19 protein-coding genes are annotated in these 20,647 nt (G+C 61.0%); 17 read left to right on the top strand and 2 right to left on the bottom strand.

Translation table 11 applies throughout. The features are described from left to right. The first annotated feature begins 166 nt into the window (after positions 1–166). The 14 genes from gap (at position 167) to IFT47_RS00445 (ending at position 15,661) form a co-directional block, all read left to right on the top strand. Complete coding sequence (gap, locus tag IFT47_RS00510) at positions 167–1,168, top strand: type I glyceraldehyde-3-phosphate dehydrogenase (RefSeq protein WP_122535884.1); 1,002 nt, start codon at positions 167–169, stop codon at positions 1,166–1,168. A gap of 224 nt (positions 1,169–1,392) precedes the next feature. Further along, a complete protein-coding gene (locus IFT47_RS00505; protein WP_192171801.1) occupies positions 1,393–1,908 on the top strand; it encodes a sigma-70 family RNA polymerase sigma factor in 516 nt (171 codons plus the stop codon). An 81-nt stretch (positions 1,909–1,989) separates the two neighbouring features. Then, the gene (locus IFT47_RS00500) at positions 1,990–2,235 is read left to right on the top strand and encodes a FecR/PupR family sigma factor regulator (RefSeq protein WP_244655872.1); all 246 of its coding nucleotides are present in this window, start codon (positions 1,990–1,992) and stop codon (positions 2,233–2,235) included. A 181-nt stretch (positions 2,236–2,416) separates the two neighbouring features. Then, the gene (locus IFT47_RS00495; RefSeq protein WP_192171802.1) at positions 2,417–4,756 is read left to right on the top strand and encodes a TonB-dependent hemoglobin/transferrin/lactoferrin family receptor; all 2,340 of its coding nucleotides are present in this window, start codon (positions 2,417–2,419) and stop codon (positions 4,754–4,756) included. An 89-nt stretch (positions 4,757–4,845) separates the two neighbouring features. After that, entirely contained in the window at positions 4,846–5,445 is a 600-nt protein-coding gene (locus IFT47_RS00490) for a biliverdin-producing heme oxygenase (RefSeq protein ID WP_192171803.1), read from the top strand. A 93-nt stretch (positions 5,446–5,538) separates the two neighbouring features. Continuing rightward, complete coding sequence (locus tag IFT47_RS00485; protein ID WP_192171804.1) at positions 5,539–5,937, top strand: YbaN family protein; 399 nt, start codon at positions 5,539–5,541, stop codon at positions 5,935–5,937. Positions 5,938–6,113: 176 nt separating this feature from the next. Next, a complete protein-coding gene (locus IFT47_RS00480; protein ID WP_192171805.1) occupies positions 6,114–6,464 on the top strand; it encodes a DUF5064 family protein in 351 nt (116 codons plus the stop codon). Between the two features lie 92 nt (positions 6,465–6,556). After that, a complete protein-coding gene (locus tag IFT47_RS00475; RefSeq protein WP_192171806.1) occupies positions 6,557–8,065 on the top strand; it encodes a sigma-54-dependent transcriptional regulator in 1,509 nt (502 codons plus the stop codon). Between the two features lie 454 nt (positions 8,066–8,519). After that, complete coding sequence (gene gcvH, locus IFT47_RS00470) at positions 8,520–8,903, top strand: glycine cleavage system protein GcvH (RefSeq protein WP_192171807.1); 384 nt, start codon at positions 8,520–8,522, stop codon at positions 8,901–8,903. Between the two features lie 10 nt (positions 8,904–8,913). Then, a complete protein-coding gene (gene gcvP / locus IFT47_RS00465) occupies positions 8,914–11,772 on the top strand; it encodes an aminomethyl-transferring glycine dehydrogenase (RefSeq protein ID WP_192171808.1) in 2,859 nt (952 codons plus the stop codon). Between the two features lie 105 nt (positions 11,773–11,877). Further along, positions 11,878–13,254: an L-serine ammonia-lyase gene (locus IFT47_RS00460; protein WP_192171809.1), complete on the top strand. Its 1,377-nt coding sequence runs from the start codon at positions 11,878–11,880 to the stop codon at positions 13,252–13,254. A gap of 69 nt (positions 13,255–13,323) precedes the next feature. Further along, positions 13,324–14,454: a glycine cleavage system aminomethyltransferase GcvT gene (gene gcvT, locus IFT47_RS00455; RefSeq protein WP_192171810.1), complete on the top strand. Its 1,131-nt coding sequence runs from the start codon at positions 13,324–13,326 to the stop codon at positions 14,452–14,454. Positions 14,455–14,849: 395 nt separating this feature from the next. After that, a complete protein-coding gene (locus tag IFT47_RS00450; RefSeq protein ID WP_003227496.1) occupies positions 14,850–15,062 on the top strand; it encodes a cold-shock protein in 213 nt (70 codons plus the stop codon). 95 nt (positions 15,063–15,157) lie between these two features. After that, positions 15,158–15,661, top strand: a complete 504-nt coding sequence (locus tag IFT47_RS00445; RefSeq protein ID WP_192171811.1) for an RDD family protein — start codon at positions 15,158–15,160, stop codon at positions 15,659–15,661. 64 nt (positions 15,662–15,725) lie between these two features. Here IFT47_RS00445 and lptG read toward each other — a convergent pair whose 3' ends face one another. Together lptG and lptF are read right to left on the bottom strand one after the other, a co-directional pair. Next, entirely contained in the window at positions 15,726–16,787 is a 1,062-nt protein-coding gene (gene lptG / locus IFT47_RS00440) for an LPS export ABC transporter permease LptG (protein WP_192171812.1), read from the bottom strand. Beyond that, on the bottom strand, positions 16,780–17,898 hold the full coding sequence (lptF, locus tag IFT47_RS00435; protein ID WP_192171813.1) for an LPS export ABC transporter permease LptF: 1,119 nt from the start codon (positions 17,896–17,898) through the stop codon (positions 16,780–16,782). The genes lptG and lptF overlap by 8 nt, the downstream gene beginning before the upstream one ends. A gap of 305 nt (positions 17,899–18,203) precedes the next feature. Between lptF and IFT47_RS00430 the strand changes: the two genes are divergently transcribed. The 3 genes from IFT47_RS00430 to IFT47_RS00420 are packed head-to-tail and all read left to right on the top strand — an operon-like array spanning position 18,204 to position 20,625. Next, positions 18,204–19,694 (top strand): leucyl aminopeptidase, encoded by a 1,491-nt coding sequence (locus IFT47_RS00430; protein ID WP_192171814.1) that lies wholly within the window; start codon positions 18,204–18,206, stop codon positions 19,692–19,694. Between the two features lie 57 nt (positions 19,695–19,751). Beyond that, positions 19,752–20,180, top strand: coding sequence for a DNA polymerase III subunit chi (locus IFT47_RS00425; RefSeq protein ID WP_192171815.1), 429 nt, complete (start codon positions 19,752–19,754; stop codon positions 20,178–20,180). A gap of 7 nt (positions 20,181–20,187) precedes the next feature. Next, positions 20,188–20,625, top strand: coding sequence for a DNA polymerase III subunit chi (locus IFT47_RS00420; RefSeq protein ID WP_192171816.1), 438 nt, complete (start codon positions 20,188–20,190; stop codon positions 20,623–20,625). Positions 20,626–20,647: the final 22 nt, after the last annotated feature.

Below are 20,647 nucleotides of genomic sequence, written 5' to 3'. Positions count from 1 at the left end.
GGGCTCAGACGAGAGCGACGGCAAGCACTTGATTTTCAGCCAGTTGTGACGGCCAGACGGGTTTCTATTTGTAGATAAAACAAAATACTGCCACTAAAAGGGGTTGTTTTCTATTTTTATGAGAATAATCTTGTAATTCCAACAACAAATTCTTGAGGACGGGTGTATGACTCTCCGCATCGCAATTAATGGCTTTGGCCGAATCGGCCGCAACGTCCTACGCGCACTCTATACCCAAGGCTACCGTCAGGACCTGCAAGTCGTCGCCATCAACGACTTGGGCGACAGCGAGATCAACGCCCACCTGCTGAAATTCGATACGGTTCACGGGCAATTCGACGGCTCCGTTGAACACGATCAGGAAAGCCTGACCGTCAATGGTGACCGAATTGCGGTCAGTGCGATCCGCAACCCGGCCGAGCTGCCGTGGAAATCCCTGGACATCGACGTGGTGTTCGAATGCACCGGCCTGTTCACCGACCGCACCAAGGCCGCTGCCCACATCACCGCCGGCGCCAAGAAAGTGATTATTTCTGCACCGGCCAAAGGCGCCGATGCGACGATCGTCTACGGCGTTAACCATGATGTACTTCGCCAATCCCATCAGGTCATCTCCAACGCATCCTGCACCACCAACTGCCTGGCGCCGGTCGCTCAGGTGCTGAACCGTGAACTGGGCATCGAGAGCGGTCTGATGACCACCATCCACGCCTACACCAACGACCAGAACCTGATCGACGTCTACCACACCGACCCGTACCGCGCGCGTTCGGCTACCCAGTCGATGATCCCGAGCAAGACCGGCGCTGCCGAAGCGGTCGGCCTGGTACTGCCGGAACTGGCGGGCAAGCTGACCGGCATGGCCGTGCGTGTGCCAGTGATCAACGTGTCGCTGGTCGACCTGACCATTCAGCTCAAGCGCGATGCGACGGCCGAAGAAGTCAACGCGATCATGAAAGAAGCGGCCCAGCATTCGAAGATCCTCGGATACAACACCCTGCCGCTGGTTTCCCACGACTTCAATCACAACCCGCTGTCGTCGATCTTCGATGCGAACCACACCAAAGTCAGCGGTCGCCTGCTGAAGGTGCTGGCGTGGTACGACAACGAATGGGGCTTCTCCAACCGCATGCTGGATAACTGTCTGGCGTTGATGAACGCCGAGTAAGCAAGTAACGGGATCCCCTCAATGTAGGAGCGAGCTTGCTCGCGAAGACGAAATTCAAGCCGCTGGACCGTCAGCGGATTTACCAGGCTCTTCGCGATCAACTCCCTCCCCGGTAATGACTGCCGTCCCGGTGAACGGCCCTTACAATCTGTGCAAATCCCTGCCTTGACCTGACGTCTAGATGATAAGCATTATCATCTACTGAATTCTCGTCGGGTGTCCCTGTGACTCAGTCGCACTTCAATACTGTCTTCCTCGCCCGGCGAACCATGCTGTTGCGCACGCTTCAGCGCATGGTCCGCAGTCACACCGCCGCCGAAGACCTGCTCCAGGAAACCTACCTGCGTGTCACCCGCGCACTCACTGAGCGAGCCATCGAGCACCTCGAACCCTTCGTCTTCCAGACCGCGCGCAATCTGGCCCTGGATCATCTGCGCGCCCGCCGCGTTCACGCGCGCACCATCAATGACGATGCGCCGATCAGCGATATTCATAATGTCGTCGCCCCCCACTCCGCGCTGGAGGACGCCGCCCACGCCAACCGTCTGCTGGAAAGCCTGAGCGCGAGCCTGGAAACCCTGTCGCCCCGGCAGCAGAAAATCTTCACCCTCAGTCGGCTTCACGGCGCAAGTTATCTGGAAATCGCCGAGCAACTGGGCGTGTCCACCAGCACCGTGCAAAAAGAATTGAAGCTGATCATGACGCTCTGCCTGAGTGTCGCGGCGCGCATGGATCACTGAGTTTCATCCGCAAGAATTCGTCAGTGGGTGCTTCTGAGTGACGCTACAATGCCGGCCAAACCGTGGACCTGAGGACGCTCCTTGACGGACTCCCAATCACCCCGCCGCGCTCAAGCCGATGCATCGGGCACTGCCGAGACGATGGACCAGGCCCTGACCTGGCTGATCGAGCTGGAAATCGCAGATGCCGCAACCCACGCGCGCTTTCTGGAATGGCTCGAAGCCGATCCCGCCCACCGAGAAGCGTTTGCCAGCGCCGAGACCGTGTGGCACTCGCAAACGGTATTCGATGCAGCAGCGGTGCTGGCTGTGCGGAAAAAAACCTGACGCCGGACTGCGCTCGCCAAGCTGCGGCGCCATGGCTTCAAACCTGATGATCTGACACTCACCGAAATTATTTTTACGCGATAGCCGCGACCCGCACGTCTAGTCATAGCCAATGCAACTGATTCCTATTTGAATCATCTCGCAACAACTATGACGACCCGCACGACAGGGAGCGCTATCCATGCTGTCCAGCTTCAACCCCGCCTCATACGCCTCGGCAAACGCCACTCACCACCTCGGGCTTTCCCTGCTGACCATCGCCGTTTTAGCGGCCGCGGTGCACAGTCCCGCCGTCGCTGCCGCCGAGCAAACCAGCGCGCTGGAACTGGAGCAGATCACAGTTAGCGCCACGCGTCAGGCGCAGTCGGTGGATTCGGTACCCGGCACGGTGACCGTGCAGGACCGAGCGTCGCTGGATCGTCGCAACGTCAACAGCATTCGCGACCTGGTACGCGACGAGCCTGGCGTGTCCGTGGGCGGGGCCGGCCAGCGTGCGGGCACCAGCGGCTACAACATCCGCGGCATCGATGGCGACCGGATCCTGACGCAGGTGGATGGCGTCGAAGTGCCGGACAACTTCTTCCAGGGCCCTTTCGCCAACACCCATCGCAATTACGTGGATCCGGAGATCATCAAGCGCGTCGAGATCCTGCGCGGGCCTGCGTCGGCGCTGTATGGGAGCAGCGCCATCGGCGGGGCGGTGAGCTATTACACCCTCGACCCCGAGGACATCATCAAGCCGGGCAAAGATGTCGGTGCCCGTCTGAAAACCGGTTACAGCTCGGCGGACAACAGCTGGTTGAACTCATCTACGGTTGCCGGCCGCGCGGGGGATGTCGACGGTTTGCTGCACGTCAGCCAGCGCAACGGCCACGAGACCGAGTCCTACGGTGAGCATGGCGGCACCGGGCTGTCCCGCACGGCAGCCAACCCGGAAGACGCCCGCGCAACCAATGTGCTGGCCAAGCTGGGCTGGAACTACGGCGACAATGATCGTCTGGCGTTCACTTACGAGAAGTACAAGGACGATACCCATACGAATCAGAAGAGTGTGGTGGGTGGGCCTTTCATACCTGGCAGAGGTGCGTCAGGGATGTACCGAAGCCGCGAGGGAAACGATGTCATCACCCGAGAGCGGTTTGGCCTCGAAAACACGTTCGCGCTGGACAGCGTGCTGGCCGACAACGCCAAGTGGAGCTTGAATTATCAGATCGCCAAAACTGATCAAAACACTTTCGAGCGTTACGTCCCTGGTAGTCGTGATGTCTGGCGCACCCGCGACACCCATTACAAGGAACGCCAGTGGATCCTCGACGCACAGCTGGATAAAGCGTTCGACATTGGCGACACCCAGCACTTGCTGACGTACGGTACGACCCTCAAGCAACAGAAGGTGACAGGGCTTCGGACAGGATCAGCCACCTGTGCGTCGGTCGTCGGAACCTGCCGCACCCTTGGCGCAGTCAGTACCAGTGCCTCCGACATCGTGGCACCCACTAACGACTTCCCGAACCCGACGATCACCACCTACGGGCTTTTCGCTCAGGATCAGATCAAGTGGGGCGACTGGACCTTCATGCCCGGCGCCCGCTACGACTACACCACGCTCGAACCAGACGCCACAGATTCATTCCTCAAAAGCGTCAACCTGAAAAGCAAGAGCGAGTTCGACGACAGCACCAAAAAATGGCATCGCCTGTCACCCAAGCTGGGCCTGACGTATGCGTTCAACGACGCCTACACCTGGTACGGCCAGTACGCCGAGGGCTTCCGCACGCCGAGCGCCAAAGCCTTGTATGGCCGCTTCGAAAACACCCGGGGCAATTACGTCGTCGAGCCCAATCCCGACCTGAAACCGGAGACCAGCAAGAGCTACGAAACCGGGCTGCGCGGTCACTTCGACGAGGGCACGTTTGATCTGGCGGTGTTCTACAACACGTATCGCGACTTCATTAATGAGGACGCAGTGATTCCAGCCAACTCCACCACCACGACCTTCCAGTCCAACAACATCAGGCACGCCACGATCAAGGGCGTTGAGCTCAAGGGCCGGCTGAACCTGGACAGCTTCGGCGCACCCGAAGGCCTCTACACCCGAGGCTCGCTGGCCTATCTGTACGGTCGCAACAACGACACCGGCCAGCCCCTCAATAGCATCAATCCGCTCACCGGCGTATTAGGGCTGGGTTATGACCAGAACAACTACGGCGGTTTGCTGAACTGGACGCTGGTCAAGCGCAAGACGCGGGTCGACACCAGCAACTACTACGCCCCCGACGGTGCCACCCGGTTCAAGACGCCGGGCTTTGGCCTCGTCGATCTGACGGGCTATTACAAAGTCACTAACGACGTCACGGTCAGCGGTGGCCTGTACAACCTCGCGGACAAAAAATACTGGCTGTGGGATGACGTGCGCGGTTACTACAGCGTTGGCGAAGCCGGTGCCACCGCCCCCGCCAACCTCGACCGACTGACCCAGCCAGGCCGCAATTTTGCCGTGAACGTGGTGTGGGATATCTGACCGACCCCCGTTACAGGTGCGTGATTTTTTATGCGCCTGCAACGCTCGTTCGTCTTGTTAACAAACGCCTCATTTACAAGGAAGACCCTATGACCGGCAACGCCATTCGTCGCTCGCAACGACTGAACCAGATTACCCATGCCCCCCATGAACAACTGGACAAGGCGGTGAAAGCCAACGCGCCGTTCGAGACACTGGCCAGCTACCGCCGATTCCTCAGCGCCCAATACCTGTTCCAGGAAGAGCTGAAAACACTGTACACGCACCCGCAGTTGATCGAGCTGATTGCCGACCTGGCCGATCGATGCCGCGCCGAACAGGCCAAAGCCGATCTGCTTGATCTTCAGGCTGACATCCCTGCCCCGGTCGCCGGCGCGGTCGATGGGCCCAGCCTTGCCGAGGCGCTGGGCTGGCTGTTCGTGTCGGAGGGTTCGAAGCTGGGCGCCGCCTTTCTGATCAAACGCGCCGTGGCCTTGAACCTCAGCGAGACGTTCGGCGCGCGCCATCTGGGTGAACCGTCAGGCGGTCGCGCCGAAGGCTGGAAACGCTTTGTCCGGATCATTGACGATCTGCCGTTCAACGCCGAACAGGAGCGCGAGATAGACCGTGGCGCAGTGGCGGCCTTCGAACGTTTCAACGTGCTGCTGCAGCACGCCTACGCTCCAGCGTCTGAAGCGGAACCCGCCTGACGCCGGGCCTTTTGCGCCCGGCACTGATAAGCTGAGCGCCTTTGCGGGACCTGAAAATCCCGCAACACCTGTTCACTCTGCATTACCGAGACCATGACCCGTACTCCACCCGGCAGTAAACTGTCCCGCATCCTGTTTGGCATTCTCGCCTACGTGAGCCTGACCATCGGCATCATCGCGATTTTCATTCCGGGCCTGCCCACCACCGAATTCATTCTGCTGGCGGCGTGGGCGGCGACGCGTAGCTCGCCACGCTTGAGCGCCTGGCTCGAGAATCATCGGGTGTTCGGACCGATGCTGAGCAACTGGCGAAACGGCAAGATGATTGCGCGCAAGGCCAAGATCAGCGCCACGGTCACCATGCTGATCTGCGCGGTCATGATGCTGGTGCTGCTGAAACACAATTGGTGGATCTACTTCGCGGTAGCCGGCATGGTGCTGGTCAATCTGTGGATCTGGTCACGGCCTGAGCCTTCGCGGCGTCAGGTGTAGGACCGGCTTCAGCCGGGAAGTGGGCCGGTTTCACACCTGGTTCTGAAGTGTGACCTCTGACCCCTTCCCGGCTGAAGCCGGTCCTACAATCAATGCGCGGCATATGAACCTGAACCCGAGGCAGCCCCCGGCGGTCTGTCCTCTTAGGTCCATCACCTTTCCCCGGAGCCATTGCCATGTTCGAGCCAGGTCATCTGCACATCGTCCACCCCGCTCTGCAACCACACGATGTCGGCTACGACCTTCACATTCGTTACGAAGTCAGCCAGACCGATTCGGGACCGGGCATGCAGTTCACCCTGGAAGGCGACATCAATGGCCAGGCGGTCAGCGAAACATTCGAGCTGCCGAAGGACAAGGCCTACAACTTCGCCAGTGATGCCTCGCGCAGACTCGAAAAGCATGGCCTGCCGAGAACCACTGACCTGCATGCGATGCACGGCGAGTACGACAAGATGTTCGAAGACATCCGCCACACGCTCGACATGAAATCCGGTGATCCGGTGAAGCCGGAGCATCTGGAATAGACCAGCACGCTGACACCGTCTCGGGACCGCGATGGGTGATGAGATTACTGGCATAATCGCCCCCCTCACTCCCGCGGGTCCTTTCACTCCCCATGCGCATTCACGTCACGTTCATCGACCGCGTCGGCATCACTCAGGAAGTGCTTGCCATCCTCGGCGCACGCAACCTGAACCTCGATGCCGTGGAAATGGTGCCGCCCAACGTCTATATCGACGCGCCGACGCTGAGCCATGACGTGCTTGAAGAACTCAAGGACCGGCTGTTTCGCGTGCGCGGCGTGGAAGCGATCACAGTGGTCGACATCCTTCCCGGCCAGCGCCGCCACTTGCAGTTGGATGCCCTGCTGGCAGCAATGACCGACCCGGTGCTTGCCCTCGACAGCGCCGGCCATGTGCTGCTGGCGAACCCTGCCCTGGTCGCGTTGTATGGCCGGGAACCGACGGGGGAATCGATTGGCGAACTGTTCTCCGATGATGGCCTGCAATCGGCGCTGCTGGAAAACGGCTTTCGTCTGCCACTGCGCGAAGTCACGCTCAACGGCGAGGCCTTGCTGCTCGATGCCACACCAATCACCGACGCGGGCGCATTGCTGACCCTTTACCAACCGAGCCGAATCGGCGAACGCCTGTCGGCACTGCACCACGATCACGCCGAAGGGTTCGATGCGCTGCTGGGCGACTCCGCGCCAATCCGCACACTTAAAGCCCGCGCCCAGCGGGTCGCGGCACTGGATGCGCCGCTGCTGATTCAGGGCGAAACCGGGACGGGCAAGGAACTGGTGGCGCGGGCGTGTCATGCCGTGAGCGCGCGCAATGGAGCGCCTTTTCTCGCGCTGAACTGCGCGGCGCTGCCGGAGAACCTCGCCGAGAGCGAACTGTTCGGCTACGCCCCTGGCGCCTTTACCGGTGCGCAACGGGGCGGCAAACCCGGGCTGATGGAACTCGCCAACAAAGGCACCGTGTTTCTCGATGAGATCGGCGAGATGTCGCCGTATCTGCAAGCAAAACTTCTTCGATTCCTTAATGACGGCAGTTTTCGGCGGGTCGGCGGCGACAAGGAAGTGCAGGTCAACGTGCGCATCTTGAGCGCTACCCACCGCGACCTGGAGAAAATGGTTGCCGAGGGCACCTTTCGCGAAGACCTCTTTTATCGCCTCAACGTGCTCAATCTGGACGTGCCGCCTTTGCGTGAACGCGGTCAGGACATCCTGATGCTGGCGCGCTATTTCATGGAGCAGGCCTGCACGCAGATTCAGCGACCGGTCTGCCGCCTCGCCCCGACCACCTACCCTGCTCTCCTTGGCAATCGCTGGCCCGGCAACGTTCGCCAGTTGCAGAACGTGATCTTCCGCGCGGCGGCCATTTGCGACAGCTCGCTGGTCGACATCGGCGACCTCGACATCGCCGGCACGTCGGTGGCGAGGGGCAGTGATGGCGAAATCGAAAGCCTTGAAGCGGCGGTCGAGGATTTTGAAAAGTCGCTGCTGGAAAAGCTCTACAGCCAATACCCATCGACGCGGCAACTGGCCGCGCGGCTGCAAACATCCCACACTGCGATCGCGCACCGGCTGCGCAAATACGGCATTCCCGGAAAAAGCTAAAAAGATCGACGGAGATTCACGGTCGCTCAAGCGCCGCCATCTCGGATCAATCCCCGGTCGGGTGGGAGCGAGCTTGCTCGCAAAGACATTATCCCTGCCGCTGCATATTCGGCGACTGTACCTGTCCCTTCGCGAGCAAGGTGGAGCGCCATCCCGTCGCTCCCACAAGTCCGAGACACCCCACTCACCCACGGCGCCCGGAACGAAATCGAAACACCGTATCGAAAACATTCCAGCCATCCAGACATAACGTCTTTTGGCGTTCGGACGTTAAAACTCGACCGAAGCTCCTGTACTCCGTATCGATTTCGTTCCAGAAGCCCGCGCGACCCACACTACGCCAACTCGCGCAGCCCAACGTTTACGCCCCCTTCCCCACCTTGGCCGCAAACTTGCTATGCACTCACCCCATCACGCCCGGGATAACGGGCGATTTATCATCTGGGGAGATTTCATGAGCGAGTTGCGCTTTACCGAAGACCACGAGTGGCTGCGCGCCGAAGCTGACGGCAGCGTCACAGTCGGCATCACCGCCTTTGCGCAGGACGCACTGGGTGACGTGGTTTTCGTGCAACTGCCGGAGCTGCAGTCCTACGACAAAGGCAACGAAGCCGCCACCGTCGAATCGGTTAAAGCCGCCAGCGGCGTGTACATGCCCCTTGATGGCGAAGTCGTCGAAACCAACTCCGCGCTGGATGCCAACCCGGAGTTGGTCAACAAAGACCCGCTCGGCCAGGGCTGGTTCTTTCGCTTTATTCCCTCCAATCCCGATGCTGTCGGCCAACTGCTGACTCAAGACGCCTATGATCGTCTGATCAAAGCCAACGCCGAAGCCTGAGGAGCGCGCAATGACTGACCGTATTGAACTGAGCACCGCCAACGAGTTCATCGCCCGCCACATCGGCCCGCGTGCCGCTGATGAAAAAGCCATGCTCACCACCCTGGGCTATGACTCCCTCGACGCGCTGACCGCCAGCGTCATCCCTGAGTCCATCAAGGGCACCAGCGTTCTTGGCTTGTCCGCCGGGCAAAGCGAAGCCGACGCGCTGGCCGACATCAAAGCCATCGCCGGCAAGAATCAGCTGTTCAAAACGTACATCGGCCAGGGTTACTACAACACCCACACGCCAGCGCCGATCCTGCGCAATCTGCTGGAAAACCCGGCGTGGTACACCGCTTACACCCCGTATCAGCCGGAGATTTCCCAAGGCCGTCTGGAGTCGCTGCTGAACTTCCAGACCCTGATCAGCGACCTGACCGGCCTGCCGATCGCCAACGCCTCGCTGCTCGACGAAGCCACTGCCGCCGCCGAAGCCATGACCTTCTGCAAACGCCTGAGCAAGAACAAAAGCAGCAACAAGTTCTTCGCCTCCGCCCACTGCCACCCGCAAACCCTCGACGTGCTGCAAACCCGCGCCGAGCCGCTGGGCATTGAAGTGGTGGTCGCGGACGAGTCTCAACTGACCGACGTCAGCGAGTTCTTCGGCGCGCTGCTGCAATACCCGGCCAGCAATGGCGACGTGTTCGACTACCGCGAACTGGTCGAGCGCTTTCATGCCGCCAATGCCCTGGTCGCCGTGGCAGCCGACCTGCTGGCCCTGACCTTGCTCACTCCGCCCGGCGAATTTGGCGCTGATGTGGCCATCGGCAGTGCGCAGCGCTTTGGAGTGCCGCTAGGTTTTGGCGGCCCGCACGCGGCCTATTTCTCTACCCGCGACGCCTACAAACGCGACATGCCCGGCCGGCTGGTCGGCGTGTCCATCGACCGCTTCGGCAAGACCGCCCTGCGTCTGGCCATGCAAACCCGCGAGCAACACATCCGTCGCGAGAAGGCCACCAGCAACATCTGCACCGCGCAGGTGCTGCTCGCCAACATCGCCAGCATGTACGCCGTTTACCACGGCCCGCGTGGCCTGACCCGCATCGCCAACCGCGTGCATCACCTGACCGCGATTTTCGCCGAGGGCTTGAATCAGCTGGGCTTGAAGGCCGAGCAGTCGTTCTTCTTCGACAGCATCACCCTGAACACCGGCGCGAAAACGGCCGACCTGCACGCCAAGGCACGCGCCCAGGAAATTAACCTGCGTGAAGTAGACGCCGAGCGTCTGGGCGTTTCGCTGGACGAAACCACCAAGCCAGCCGACGTCGAAGTGCTGTGGTCTCTCTTCGCTGCTGAAGGCCAGGCCCTGCCTGACTTCGCCGCGCTGGCAGACAGCGTGGAAGCGCGCCTGCCTGCCGAGCTGAAGCGCCAGTCGGCGATCCTCAGCCATCCGGTGTTCAATCGCTACCACTCCGAAACCGAGCTGATGCGCTACCTGCGTCGCCTGGCGGACAAGGACCTGGCACTGGACCGCACGATGATCCCGCTGGGCTCGTGCACCATGAAGCTCAACGCCGCCAGCGAAATGATCCCGGTGACATGGGCCGAATTCGGCAACCTGCACCCCTTCGCCCCGGCCGAGCAAAGCGCCGGTTATCAGCAACTGACCGATGAACTGGAAGCGATGCTCTGCGCCGCCACCGGTTATGACGCGATCTCCCTGCAGCCAAACGCTGGTTCCCAGGGCGAGTACGCCGGTCTGCTGGCGATCCGCGCTTACCATCAGAGCCGTGGCGATGAGCGTCGCGACATCTGCCTGATTCCGTCCTCGGCCCACGGCACCAACCCGGCAACCGCCAACATGGCCGGCATGCGTGTGGTCGTGACCGCTTGCGACGCCCGCGGCAACGTCGACATCGAAGACCTGCGCGCCAAGGCTATCGAGCACCGCGAACACCTCGCGGCACTGATGATCACCTACCCGTCGACCCACGGCGTGTTCGAAGAAGGCATCCGCGAAATCTGCGGCATCGTTCATGACAACGGCGGCCAGGTGTACATCGACGGCGCCAACATGAACGCCATGGTCGGCCTCTGCGCACCGGGCAAGTTCGGCGGCGACGTGTCTCACCTGAATCTGCACAAAACCTTCTGCATCCCCCACGGCGGCGGCGGCCCGGGCGTTGGCCCGATCGGTGTGAAATCGCACCTGGCGGCGTTCATGCCGGGTCACGCGAAGATGGAGCGCAAAGAAGGCGCGGTCTGCGCGGCGCCATTCGGCAGCGCGAGTATCTTGCCGATTACCTGGATGTACATCCGCATGATGGGCGGCGAAGGCCTCAAGCGCGCCTCGCAACTGGCGATCCTCAACGCCAACTACATTTCCCGTCGTCTGGAAGAGCACTACCCCGTGCTGTACACCGGCAGCAACGGCCTGGTCGCCCACGAATGCATTCTCGACCTGCGCCCGCTGAAGGAAACCAGCGGCATCAGCGTTGATGACGTTGCCAAGCGCCTGATCGACTTCGGTTTCCACGCACCGACCATGTCCTTCCCGGTCGCGGGTACGTTGATGATCGAGCCGACCGAAAGCGAATCGAAAGAGGAGCTGGACCGCTTCTGCGACGCGATGATCAAGATCCGCGAAGAAATCCGCGCGGTCGAAAGCGGCGTGCTGGACAAGGACGACAACCCGCTGAAAAACGCGCCGCACACCGCTGCAGAACTGGTGGGCGAATGGAGCCATCCGTACAGCCGCGAGCAGGCCGTCTACCCGGTGGCGTCGTTGATCGAAGGCAAGTACTGGCCGCCGGTCGGTCGCGTCGACAACGTGTTCGGCGACCGCAACCTGGTCTGCGCCTGCCCGTCGATCGAAGACTACGCTTAAAAAACCACAAGCGCCTGGCCGCGAGCCGCACGTGAAAGCCGATGAGGTTTCGCTTGCGGCTTGTAGCTTGCTGCTTGCTACTGCTTCACCTCCCGGAATCCCATCATGTCGCTGAGCGTATTTGACCTGTTCAAGATCGGCATTGGTCCCTCCAGCTCTCATACGGTGGGCCCGATGCGAGCCGCGGCGCGTTTTGCCGAAGGCTTGCAGCGCGATGGCCTGCTGGAAACCATCATCTGCGTCAAAGTCGAGCTGTACGGCTCACTCGGTGCGACCGGCAAAGGCCACGGCAGCGACAAGGCCGTGTTATTGGGCCTAGAAGGTGAGCACCCGGACACCGTCGATACCGAAACCGTTGCGGCGCGCCTGCAGCAGATTCGCAGCAGCGAGCGCCTGAACCTGCTCGGCCAGCACAGTATCGAATTCATCGAAAAGCATCACTTGGCGATGATTCGCAAGCCCTTGGCCTACCACCCCAATGGCATGATTTTCCGTGCCTTCGATGCCTCCGGCATACAGGTCCGCAGCCGCGAGTACTACTCCGTCGGCGGCGGCTTCGTGGTGGATGAGGACGCGGCTGGCGCGGATCGCATCGTGGAAGACCAGACACCGCTGGTGTATCCCTTCAAAACCGCACGGGATCTGATGGTGCATTGCACTGCCAGCGGTCTTTCCATCAGCCAGATCATGCTGGCGAATGAAGCCGCGTGGCGCCCCGAAGCCGAAACCCGTCAGGGCCTGTTGCACATCTGGCAGGTCATGCAGGACTGCGTCGAGGCGGGTTGCCGCAACGAAGGCATTTTGCCGGGTGGCCTGAAGGTCAAACGGCGTGCGGCGGCGCTGCATCGCCAGCTGTGCAAAAACCCGGAAGCCGCGCTGCGCGATGCGTTGTCGGTGCTCGACTGGGTCAACCTGTACGCGCTGGCGGTCAACGAAGAAAACGCCAACGGTGGCCGTGTGGTCACCGCGCCCACCAACGGCGCGGCCGGGATCATCCCGGCGGTTCTGCATTACTACATGCGCTTCATCACCGGGGCCAACGAAGACGGCGTCGTGCGTTTCCTGCTCACGGCGGCGGCCATTGGCATTCTCTACAAAGAGAACGCGTCGATCTCCGGCGCCGAAGTTGGCTGTCAGGGCGAAGTCGGCGTGGCCTGCTCCATGGCGGCGGGCGCCCTGTGCGAAGTCTTGGGCGGCAACGTTCAACAGGTGGAAAACGCGGCTGAAATCGGCATGGAACACAACCTCGGCCTGACCTGCGACCCGATTGGCGGCCTCGTTCAAGTGCCGTGCATCGAACGGAACGCAATGGGCTCGGTGAAGGCCATCAACGCAGTGCGCATGGCCTTGCGCGGCGACGGCCAGCACTTTGTCTCGCTGGATAAAGTGATCCGCACCATGCGCCAGACCGGCGCCGACATGAAAAGCAAATACAAGGAAACAGCCCGTGGCGGGCTGGCCGTGAACATCATCGAGTGCTGACATCAGCCCGAATTCATAGGGTCCCCTGCCGTGCGCGGGGAACCCGGAACCGCTTTCAAGGAGTGACCCATGACCACCGAATTGCTGAAGACCCCGCTCAATGCCCTGCACCGTGAACTCGGCGCGAAGATGGTCGAGTTCGCCGCCTACGACATGCCCGTTCAGTACCCCGCTGGCGTCATGAAAGAACACCTGCACACCCGCGATCAGGCCGGCCTGTTCGACGTTTCGCACATGGGTCAGATCCTGTTGAGCGGGGCGGACGCGGCGGACGCAGCGAAAGCGCTGGAAACCCTGGTGCCCGTGGACATCATCGATCTGCCGGTCGGCATGCAGCGCTACGCGATGTTCACCAACGAGAACGGCGGCATTCTCGACGACCTGATGGTTGCCAATCTGGGTAACGATCAGCTCATGCTGGTGGTCAACGCCGCCTGCAAGAACCAAGACCTGGCGCACCTGCAGCAACACATCGGTAGCCAGTGCGAGATCACGCCGCTGTTCAACGAACGCGCATTGCTCGCGCTGCAAGGCCCGCACGCCGTCACCGCACTGGCGCGGCTGGCGCCGGAAGTCGCGAAAATGACTTTCATGCAGTACACCTCGGCGAAAATCGACGGCATTGACTGCTACGTCAGCCGCTCGGGCTACACCGGTGAAGACGGCTACGAGATCTCAGTGCCGGCAGATCAGGCAGAAGCCCTTGCACGTCGACTGCTCGCGGAGCCCGAAGTGGCGGCGATCGGCCTGGGCGCGCGCGACTCGCTGCGACTGGAAGCCGGGCTGTGCCTCTACGGCCATGATATGGACACCGACACCACACCGATTGAAGCCAGCCTGCTGTGGGCGATTTCCAAGGTTCGTCGTGCCGATGGTGCACGTGCAGGCGGCTTCCCCGGTGCCGACAAGATCTTCGCCCAGCACCAAAGCGGTGCGGCGCGCAAACGTGTCGGCCTGCTGCCACAGGAACGCACACCCGTGCGAGAAGGCGCTGAAATCGTCGATGCCGATGGAAAGACCATCGGGACTGTCTGCAGCGGCGGTTTTGGCCCGACGCTGAGCGCGCCATTGGCGATGGGCTATGTCGACGCCAGTTTCACCGCGCTGGAAACACCGGTGTGGGCAATCGTCCGCGGCAAGAAAGTCCCGATGCAAGTGACAAAAACTCCTTTCGTTCCGCCACGTTACTTCCGCGGCTAAGTAACATCGTCAAAAAATGCGGCACCGCAACAGTGCATAAAACTGTGCGAGTGCCGCAGTCGGGCGCCAATGTTTACAACCGTTAAACTGTCAAAATATTGAACTTAGATACTCCTCTAAACATTAAAAACTATCGATCTTGCGAACGTGGTTAATGTTTTCAAAAAAGCCGAAAACCCCCATGAACACTGGCCCAGCCGGGGCTTGTTTTTTCAACGAGAGTTAGCGTAGAGTTTCTCGGACTGTGTTTGCATGGGTCGCTGGGATCGTGACCCGGGCAGTAGCGCCAAAAGCAATGCTACATCCCGCTCTACGTTTCTTCTTCCTGCAACCAGCCCAGTACTCTTTCCCGTGAAAGAGGCTGTCATTAATTTAATGCGTCAAGGAATAAGAAAATGTCTACACGTCAGAGCGGCACCGTTAAGTGGTTTAACGATGAAAAAGGTTTTGGTTTTATCACTCCTGAAAGCGGTCCGGATCTGTTCGTCCACTTCCGCGCTATTCAGGGCAACGGCTTCAAAAGCCTGAAAGAAGGCCAGAAAGTGACGTTCGTCGCAGTGCAGGGCCAAAAAGGCATGCAGGCTGACGAAGTACAAGCTGAAGCCTGATCAGCCGACGCAAAAAGCCCCTGATGGCCAACATCAGGGGCTTTTTTATGCCTGCGATTCCGTAAACTGCCGCTCCCGTGTGAATGAGCGCCGCCATGACTTCAGTTAACGATGATGTGCAGATGTTACGCCCTCGGGGCGACTTTCCCCCCGCTGGATTGGGCCGGCGCATGGCTGCGATCAGCTACGACGCGCTGCTGTGCGTGGCATTGCTGATGGTCATTACGTTTATCTACAAGCTGGTCTGGATGGGCTTTATCGGCGAAGCCAGACTGCGCCAGCTCTCCGAGTCCGGCGCGCTCGACGCCGACCCGCTGCTGTCCTCGATTCTGCTGGTCACGCTGTTCGGCTTCTTCGCCAAATTCTGGACCCATGGGGGCCAGACGCTGGGCATGCAGGTCTGGGGGATACGCGTGCAGAACGCCGACGGAACGGCCATCAGCCTGTGGCAAGCGCTGCTGCGCTTCGTCGTCGCCATCGCATCGTGGCTGTGTGTCGGGCTGGGTTTCTTCTGGAGCCTGATGGACAAACAGAAACGCTGCTGGCATGACCTGTATTCCGAGACGCAACTGGTGCGGGTGCCCCGCACCAGGAAGTGAACCTTCTGCATCTCGCCCACAAAAAAGCCGACCCAGGGGTCGGCTTTTCATAGCGCGGTGAATATCAGCCCGCGCGGCGCAGCAACCAGATGCCCGCCAGCGCACACACTCCCGCCGGCACCAGCACGGCGAAGAGGGGCGAGAAGCCGAACACGAGGCTCGACGGGCCCAGCAGGTCCTGTGCAATGCGGAAGGTGAAGCCCACGAGCACGCCCGTGAACACGCGCTGCCCCAGCGTCACCGAGCGCAACGGCCCAAAGATGAAGGAAATCGCCATCAGCACCAGCGCCACGGTCACCAGCGGCTGGAGAATCTTGGTATAGAACGCCAGCCAGTAACGACCGTTGTTCAAGCCCTGATCGGCGAGATAACGCGCGTAACCATAGAGGCCAGTCATCGACAGCGACTCCGGCGGCAGCACCACCGTGCTCAGCAACTGCGGGCTCAACGCGACGTTCCAGCGCTCTTCGGGTGCGGTGACCACTTCGGTGCGACCGTCGTGGAAGACCGTCGTGGTGACGTCCTTCAGCAACCAGTAATCGGTCTTGAAGTTGGCTTGCTTGGCAAAACTCGACGTCAGCATGTGGCGCTGGTCGTCAAAATGGTAACGGGTCACGCCATACAGCAGGCCGTTCGGTTGCACCGTGTTGATGTGGATGAACTCCTCACCCTGACGGTGCCACAGACCGTGTTTGGCGCTCTGGGCGTCGCCGGTGCCTTGAGCCAGCGAGCGCGCGGCCTGGGCTGAGGCTTCGGTCACCGGCGCGACGTACTCGCCGATCAACAGCCCGGCCACCATCAACACCAGCATGGGTTTCATGACCGCCCAAACGATACGGCCGATCGACACACCGGCGGCACGCATGATCGTCAGTTCGCTGCTGCTCGCCAGCGCGCCGAGACCGATCAGGCAACCGATCAGCGCAGCCATCGGCAGCATGTCGTAGAGGCGACGCGGCGCCGTCATCACCACAAAACTGCCAGCGTCCCAGAAGGTATAGGTATCGCTGATGTCGGCCATTTCATCGATGAAGGCAAACAGCGAGGCGAGCCCGAGGATGATCCCCAGTACCGCCAGAATCGCCATGAACACGCTTTTGCCGATGTAACGATCGAGCTTAACCATGAGCCACCCCCGACACGCTGCGGCGACTCGCGATCTTCAGGCGCAGAGGCTCCCAGTAAAGCAACCCCAGTCCGATGGACAGAAACAGCGCATGCACCCACCACAGGCCGAGGCCCATCGGGATCTTGCCCTTCTCCAGCGCACCGCGCGCGGCGATGAGGATGGTGAGATAGGCCATATAAAGAAGAATCGCCGGAAGGAGCTTGAGGAAGCGGCCCTGACGCGGGTTCACCCGTGCCAGAGGCACCGCCATCAGCGTCACGATGAACACCAGAATCGGCAGCGAGACCCGCCACTGCAGCTCGGCCCGGTTGCGCAGGCTGTCTTCGCCGGTCAGCAATTCGCTGGTGGAGATGGCATCGCGGTCAGTGACCTCATCGCTGATGTCCGGCTTGGGCAGCAAGGCGCCATAGGTGTCGTATTTGATCGCGCGGTAATCGGCCTGACCGGGGTTGCCGTCGTAGCGATAGCCGTTATCGAGAATCAGGTAGCGCGTGCCGTCAGGTTTGATTTCCTGCCGGCCCTTTTCCGCGACCAGCACGGTGATGCCGTGGTCTTTCTTCTCGTCGAGCTTCTTCTCGGAGATGAACACGCCGCCCAGGTTGATGCGGTCGTCGCTCATGGTCTCGGTGTAGGTCACCCGGCTGCCGTCACGCAGAAGCTGGAAACGACCCGGCACCAGCGTGTCGAATTCGGTCATCGCGTCCTGCTTGTTGATCAGCAACTGGAACTGGGTCGCGCCCTGGGGGGCGAGGCTGAAGCTGAGCCAGGCCACCAGCAATGAAACCAGCGCAGCAGGCGCGAGGGTAATCAGTAGCAGGCGTTGCTGGCTCATACCGGTGGCGGCGAGCACGGTCATTTCGCTTTCGAGGTACAACCGGCCATAGGCCAGGAGAATCCCGAGGAACAACCCCAGAGGAAGGATCAGTTGCAGGAAGCCCGGCAGACGGAAGCCCATGATCAGAAACAGGACACCCGGATCGAGTGCGCCCGATGCGGCCTGGGCCAGGTATTTGATGAAGCGGCCACTCATGATGATTACCAGCAGCACGGCACTGACAGCGCTCAGGGTAACCAGCACTTCTCGGGACAGGTAACGGAAGACAATCAAACCAGACACTCCAGGGTTGTCACGCTAAGGCGGCATGACAATGAAATGAATCAGCCATGATGCGCGCGACGGCGTACCACCAAAAAAATATGCGGCATTATCCTGTGATTGGGTGTGTCTGTCACTGCGCGCGCGGGATACTTCTGCAACCGGCACACGCGCACACCCGGACGGGGTTGTCATCCATTGGCTCGCAGGGTCAAACTGCGGGCCTTGCCGCAGGCATGCCGGTGTAAATACCTCTGCGCCGCTGCCGAGCCGTGTGCTCAAGTGCGATAACTCACAGTTTATTCGGGGACCCCGACATGGAATTGGTTGTTAAAAGCGTCAGTGCAGAAACCTTGAAGACCGCCACGCTGGTGGTCGCCGTCGGTGAAGGCCGCACGCTGAGCGACACCGCGAACACCCTCGACACCCTGAGCGGCGGCGCCATCAGCGCTGTTCTCAAGCGCGGCGACCTGTCGGGCAAGATCGGCCAGAGCCTGTTGCTGCACAGCCTGCCCAACCTGAAAGCCGAACGCGTGTTGCTGGTCGGTTCGGGCAAAGAGCCGGAGCTGAACGATCGCCAATTCCGCAAAATCATCAGCGGCGCGCTCAGCACCCTGAAAAGCCTGGGTGGCGTTGATGCCGCCTTTGCCCTCGATCAACTGAACGTCAAAAATCGCGACGTGTATGGCAAGAATCGCCTGCTGGTCGAATCCCTGGCCGACGGCGAATACGTTTTTGATCGCTTCAAGAGTCAGAAAGTCGATCCCCGCGCCCTGAAAAAAGTCACCCTGCTGACCGCCAAGGCCAACGTCGCCGACATCGAGCGCGCGGCCAAGCACGCACAGGCCATTGCTGCCGGCATGGCCGTGACCCGCGACCTGGGCAACATGCCGCCGAACATCTGCCACCCGACCTACCTGGGCGAGCAAGCCAAGGCGATGGGCAAAGCCAACAAGGGCCTCAAAGTCGAAGTCTTCGATGAGAAAGACATCGAAAAGCTGGGCATGGGTTCGTTCCTGGCGGTCGGTCAAGGCAGCGCTCAGCCGCCACGCCTGATCGTCATGCAGTACTCCAACGGCAAGAAAAGCGAAAAGCCATTCGTGCTGGTGGGCAAGGGCATCACCTTCGACACCGGCGGCATCAGCCTCAAGCCGGGCCTGGGCATGGACGAAATGAAATTCGACATGTGCGGCGCCGCAAGTGTGTTCGGCACGTTGAACGCCGTGCTTGAACTGCAACTGCCAATCAATCTGGTGTGCATCGTCGCAGCGGCTGAAAACATGCCGAGCGGCAACGCCACGCGTCCGGGCGACATCGTCAAGACCATGAGCGGCCAGACCGTCGAGATCCTCAACACCGACGCCGAAGGCCGTCTGGTGCTGTGCGATGCGCTGACCTACGCCGAACGCTTCAAGCCACAGGCCGTGATCGACATCGCCACGCTTACCGGCGCTTGCGTTGTCGCGCTGGGCGGTCACACCTCCGGCCTGCTGGGCAACAGCGATGCGTTGATCACTCAAGTGCTGGAAGCCGGCAAACGCGCCGACGACCGCGCCTGGCAGCTGCCGTTGTTCGATGAGTATCAGGAGCAACTGGACAGCCCATTTGCCGACATCGCCAACATCGGCGGTCCGAAAGCCGGCACCATCACCGCGGCGTGCTTCCTCTCGCGCTTCGCCAAAGCCTACGAGTGGGCGCATCTGGACATCGCCGGCACGGCATGGCTGAGCGGCGGCAAGGACAAAGGCGCCACGGGCCGTCCGGTTCCGCTGCTGACCCAGTACCTGATCGACCGCGCTGGCGTTTAAGCCGCTGCAAACGCGCCGGCCTCCCCGGTCGGCGCGTCCAGCGTCCTGGAATCACCCATGACCCAAGTCGATTTCTACATTCTGCCGAGTGCCGACCCCGTCGCGCGCCTGGACTTCGCCTGCAAACTCACCGACAAGGCTTGGCGCCTCGGCCATCGGGTGTACCTGCATTGCAGCGATGCCGGGCAACGCGAGGAACTGGACGCCCGACTTTGGCGCTTCCGGGGCGAAGCGTTCGTTCCCCATGGCGCGGTCGAAGACGACCAGGACGCACCCGTGGCGCTGGGTATCGGCAGCGACCCCGGCCAACATCAGGATCTGCTGGTCAATCTTGACCTGCGCATCCCGGACTTCTTCAAACGATTCGCGCGTGTCGCCGAGATCGTTGTCGAGGATCCCGCCATCCGCCTCGCTGCGCGCGAGAGTTTTCGCTTCTACCGCGAACAGGGCTATCCTCTGCAAGATCACCGGCTGCAGCGTCTTTGAGCACACGATGGATAATTCAAAACACCTGAAAGATTCAGCGCACCTGCTGGATGACCTCGAGTCGATTCGCCAGCTGTTGGGCGATGATCCGACCCAGCCGCCCCTGCTGACCGAGTCCGTGCACAGCGACGAGCAGATCCCGCTGCTGTTCGACGTGGTCACCGGCCAGGTCGTGACCCTCGATGAGCACGAAGCCGACATCGACAATATTCCCCTGCTCACCCCCGAGCCGGTTGCGGCGACACCCCCCGCGCCCGCTGCCAACGCATCGAGCGCCAAAGCACCGAATGCAGAGGCGCTGCTGCACCTGGACGCCGAGCTGCGTGCCGCCGCGCAGTTGATCATGCAAGACGTGATCGACGATTTCGCCCCGCACATCGAGAACGAGATCAAACGCCGCCTTGATGCCCGAATGGAACGGCTGCTGAGTCAATACAACAAATGAAGCTGTCTTCTGCCCCGACCCG

The sequence above is a fragment of the Pseudomonas sp. CFBP 13711 genome, assembly GCF_014842265.1.
GTDB lineage: Bacteria > Pseudomonadota > Gammaproteobacteria > Pseudomonadales > Pseudomonadaceae > Aquipseudomonas.
The sequence above is the reverse complement of the archived record's forward strand: the minus strand, read 5'-3'. Positions and strand labels throughout refer to the sequence as shown.

What these genes read in the sequence shown, in the direction of transcription:
- gap (WP_122535884.1), top strand. Translation starts at nt 167, where the DNA reads ATGACTCTCCGCATCGCAATTAATGGCTTTGGCCGAATCGGCCGCAAC.
- IFT47_RS00495 (WP_192171802.1), top strand. Translation starts at nt 2,417, where the DNA reads ATGCTGTCCAGCTTCAACCCCGCCTCATACGCCTCGGCAAACGCCACT.
- IFT47_RS00490 (WP_192171803.1), top strand. Translation starts at nt 4,846, where the DNA reads ATGACCGGCAACGCCATTCGTCGCTCGCAACGACTGAACCAGATTACC.
- IFT47_RS00485 (WP_192171804.1), top strand. Translation starts at nt 5,539, where the DNA reads ATGACCCGTACTCCACCCGGCAGTAAACTGTCCCGCATCCTGTTTGGC.
- IFT47_RS00480 (WP_192171805.1), top strand. Translation starts at nt 6,114, where the DNA reads ATGTTCGAGCCAGGTCATCTGCACATCGTCCACCCCGCTCTGCAACCA.
- IFT47_RS00475 (WP_192171806.1), top strand. Translation starts at nt 6,557, where the DNA reads ATGCGCATTCACGTCACGTTCATCGACCGCGTCGGCATCACTCAGGAA.
- gcvH (WP_192171807.1), top strand. Translation starts at nt 8,520, where the DNA reads ATGAGCGAGTTGCGCTTTACCGAAGACCACGAGTGGCTGCGCGCCGAA.
- gcvP (WP_192171808.1), top strand. Translation starts at nt 8,914, where the DNA reads ATGACTGACCGTATTGAACTGAGCACCGCCAACGAGTTCATCGCCCGC.
- IFT47_RS00460 (WP_192171809.1), top strand. Translation starts at nt 11,878, where the DNA reads ATGTCGCTGAGCGTATTTGACCTGTTCAAGATCGGCATTGGTCCCTCC.
- gcvT (WP_192171810.1), top strand. Translation starts at nt 13,324, where the DNA reads ATGACCACCGAATTGCTGAAGACCCCGCTCAATGCCCTGCACCGTGAA.
- IFT47_RS00450 (WP_003227496.1), top strand. Translation starts at nt 14,850, where the DNA reads ATGTCTACACGTCAGAGCGGCACCGTTAAGTGGTTTAACGATGAAAAA.
- IFT47_RS00445 (WP_192171811.1), top strand. Translation starts at nt 15,158, where the DNA reads ATGACTTCAGTTAACGATGATGTGCAGATGTTACGCCCTCGGGGCGAC.
- lptG (WP_192171812.1), bottom strand. Translation starts at nt 16,787, where the DNA reads ATGGTTAAGCTCGATCGTTACATCGGCAAAAGCGTGTTCATGGCGATT.
- IFT47_RS00430 (WP_192171814.1), top strand. Translation starts at nt 18,204, where the DNA reads ATGGAATTGGTTGTTAAAAGCGTCAGTGCAGAAACCTTGAAGACCGCC.
- IFT47_RS00425 (WP_192171815.1), top strand. Translation starts at nt 19,752, where the DNA reads ATGACCCAAGTCGATTTCTACATTCTGCCGAGTGCCGACCCCGTCGCG.
- IFT47_RS00420 (WP_192171816.1), top strand. Translation starts at nt 20,188, where the DNA reads ATGGATAATTCAAAACACCTGAAAGATTCAGCGCACCTGCTGGATGAC.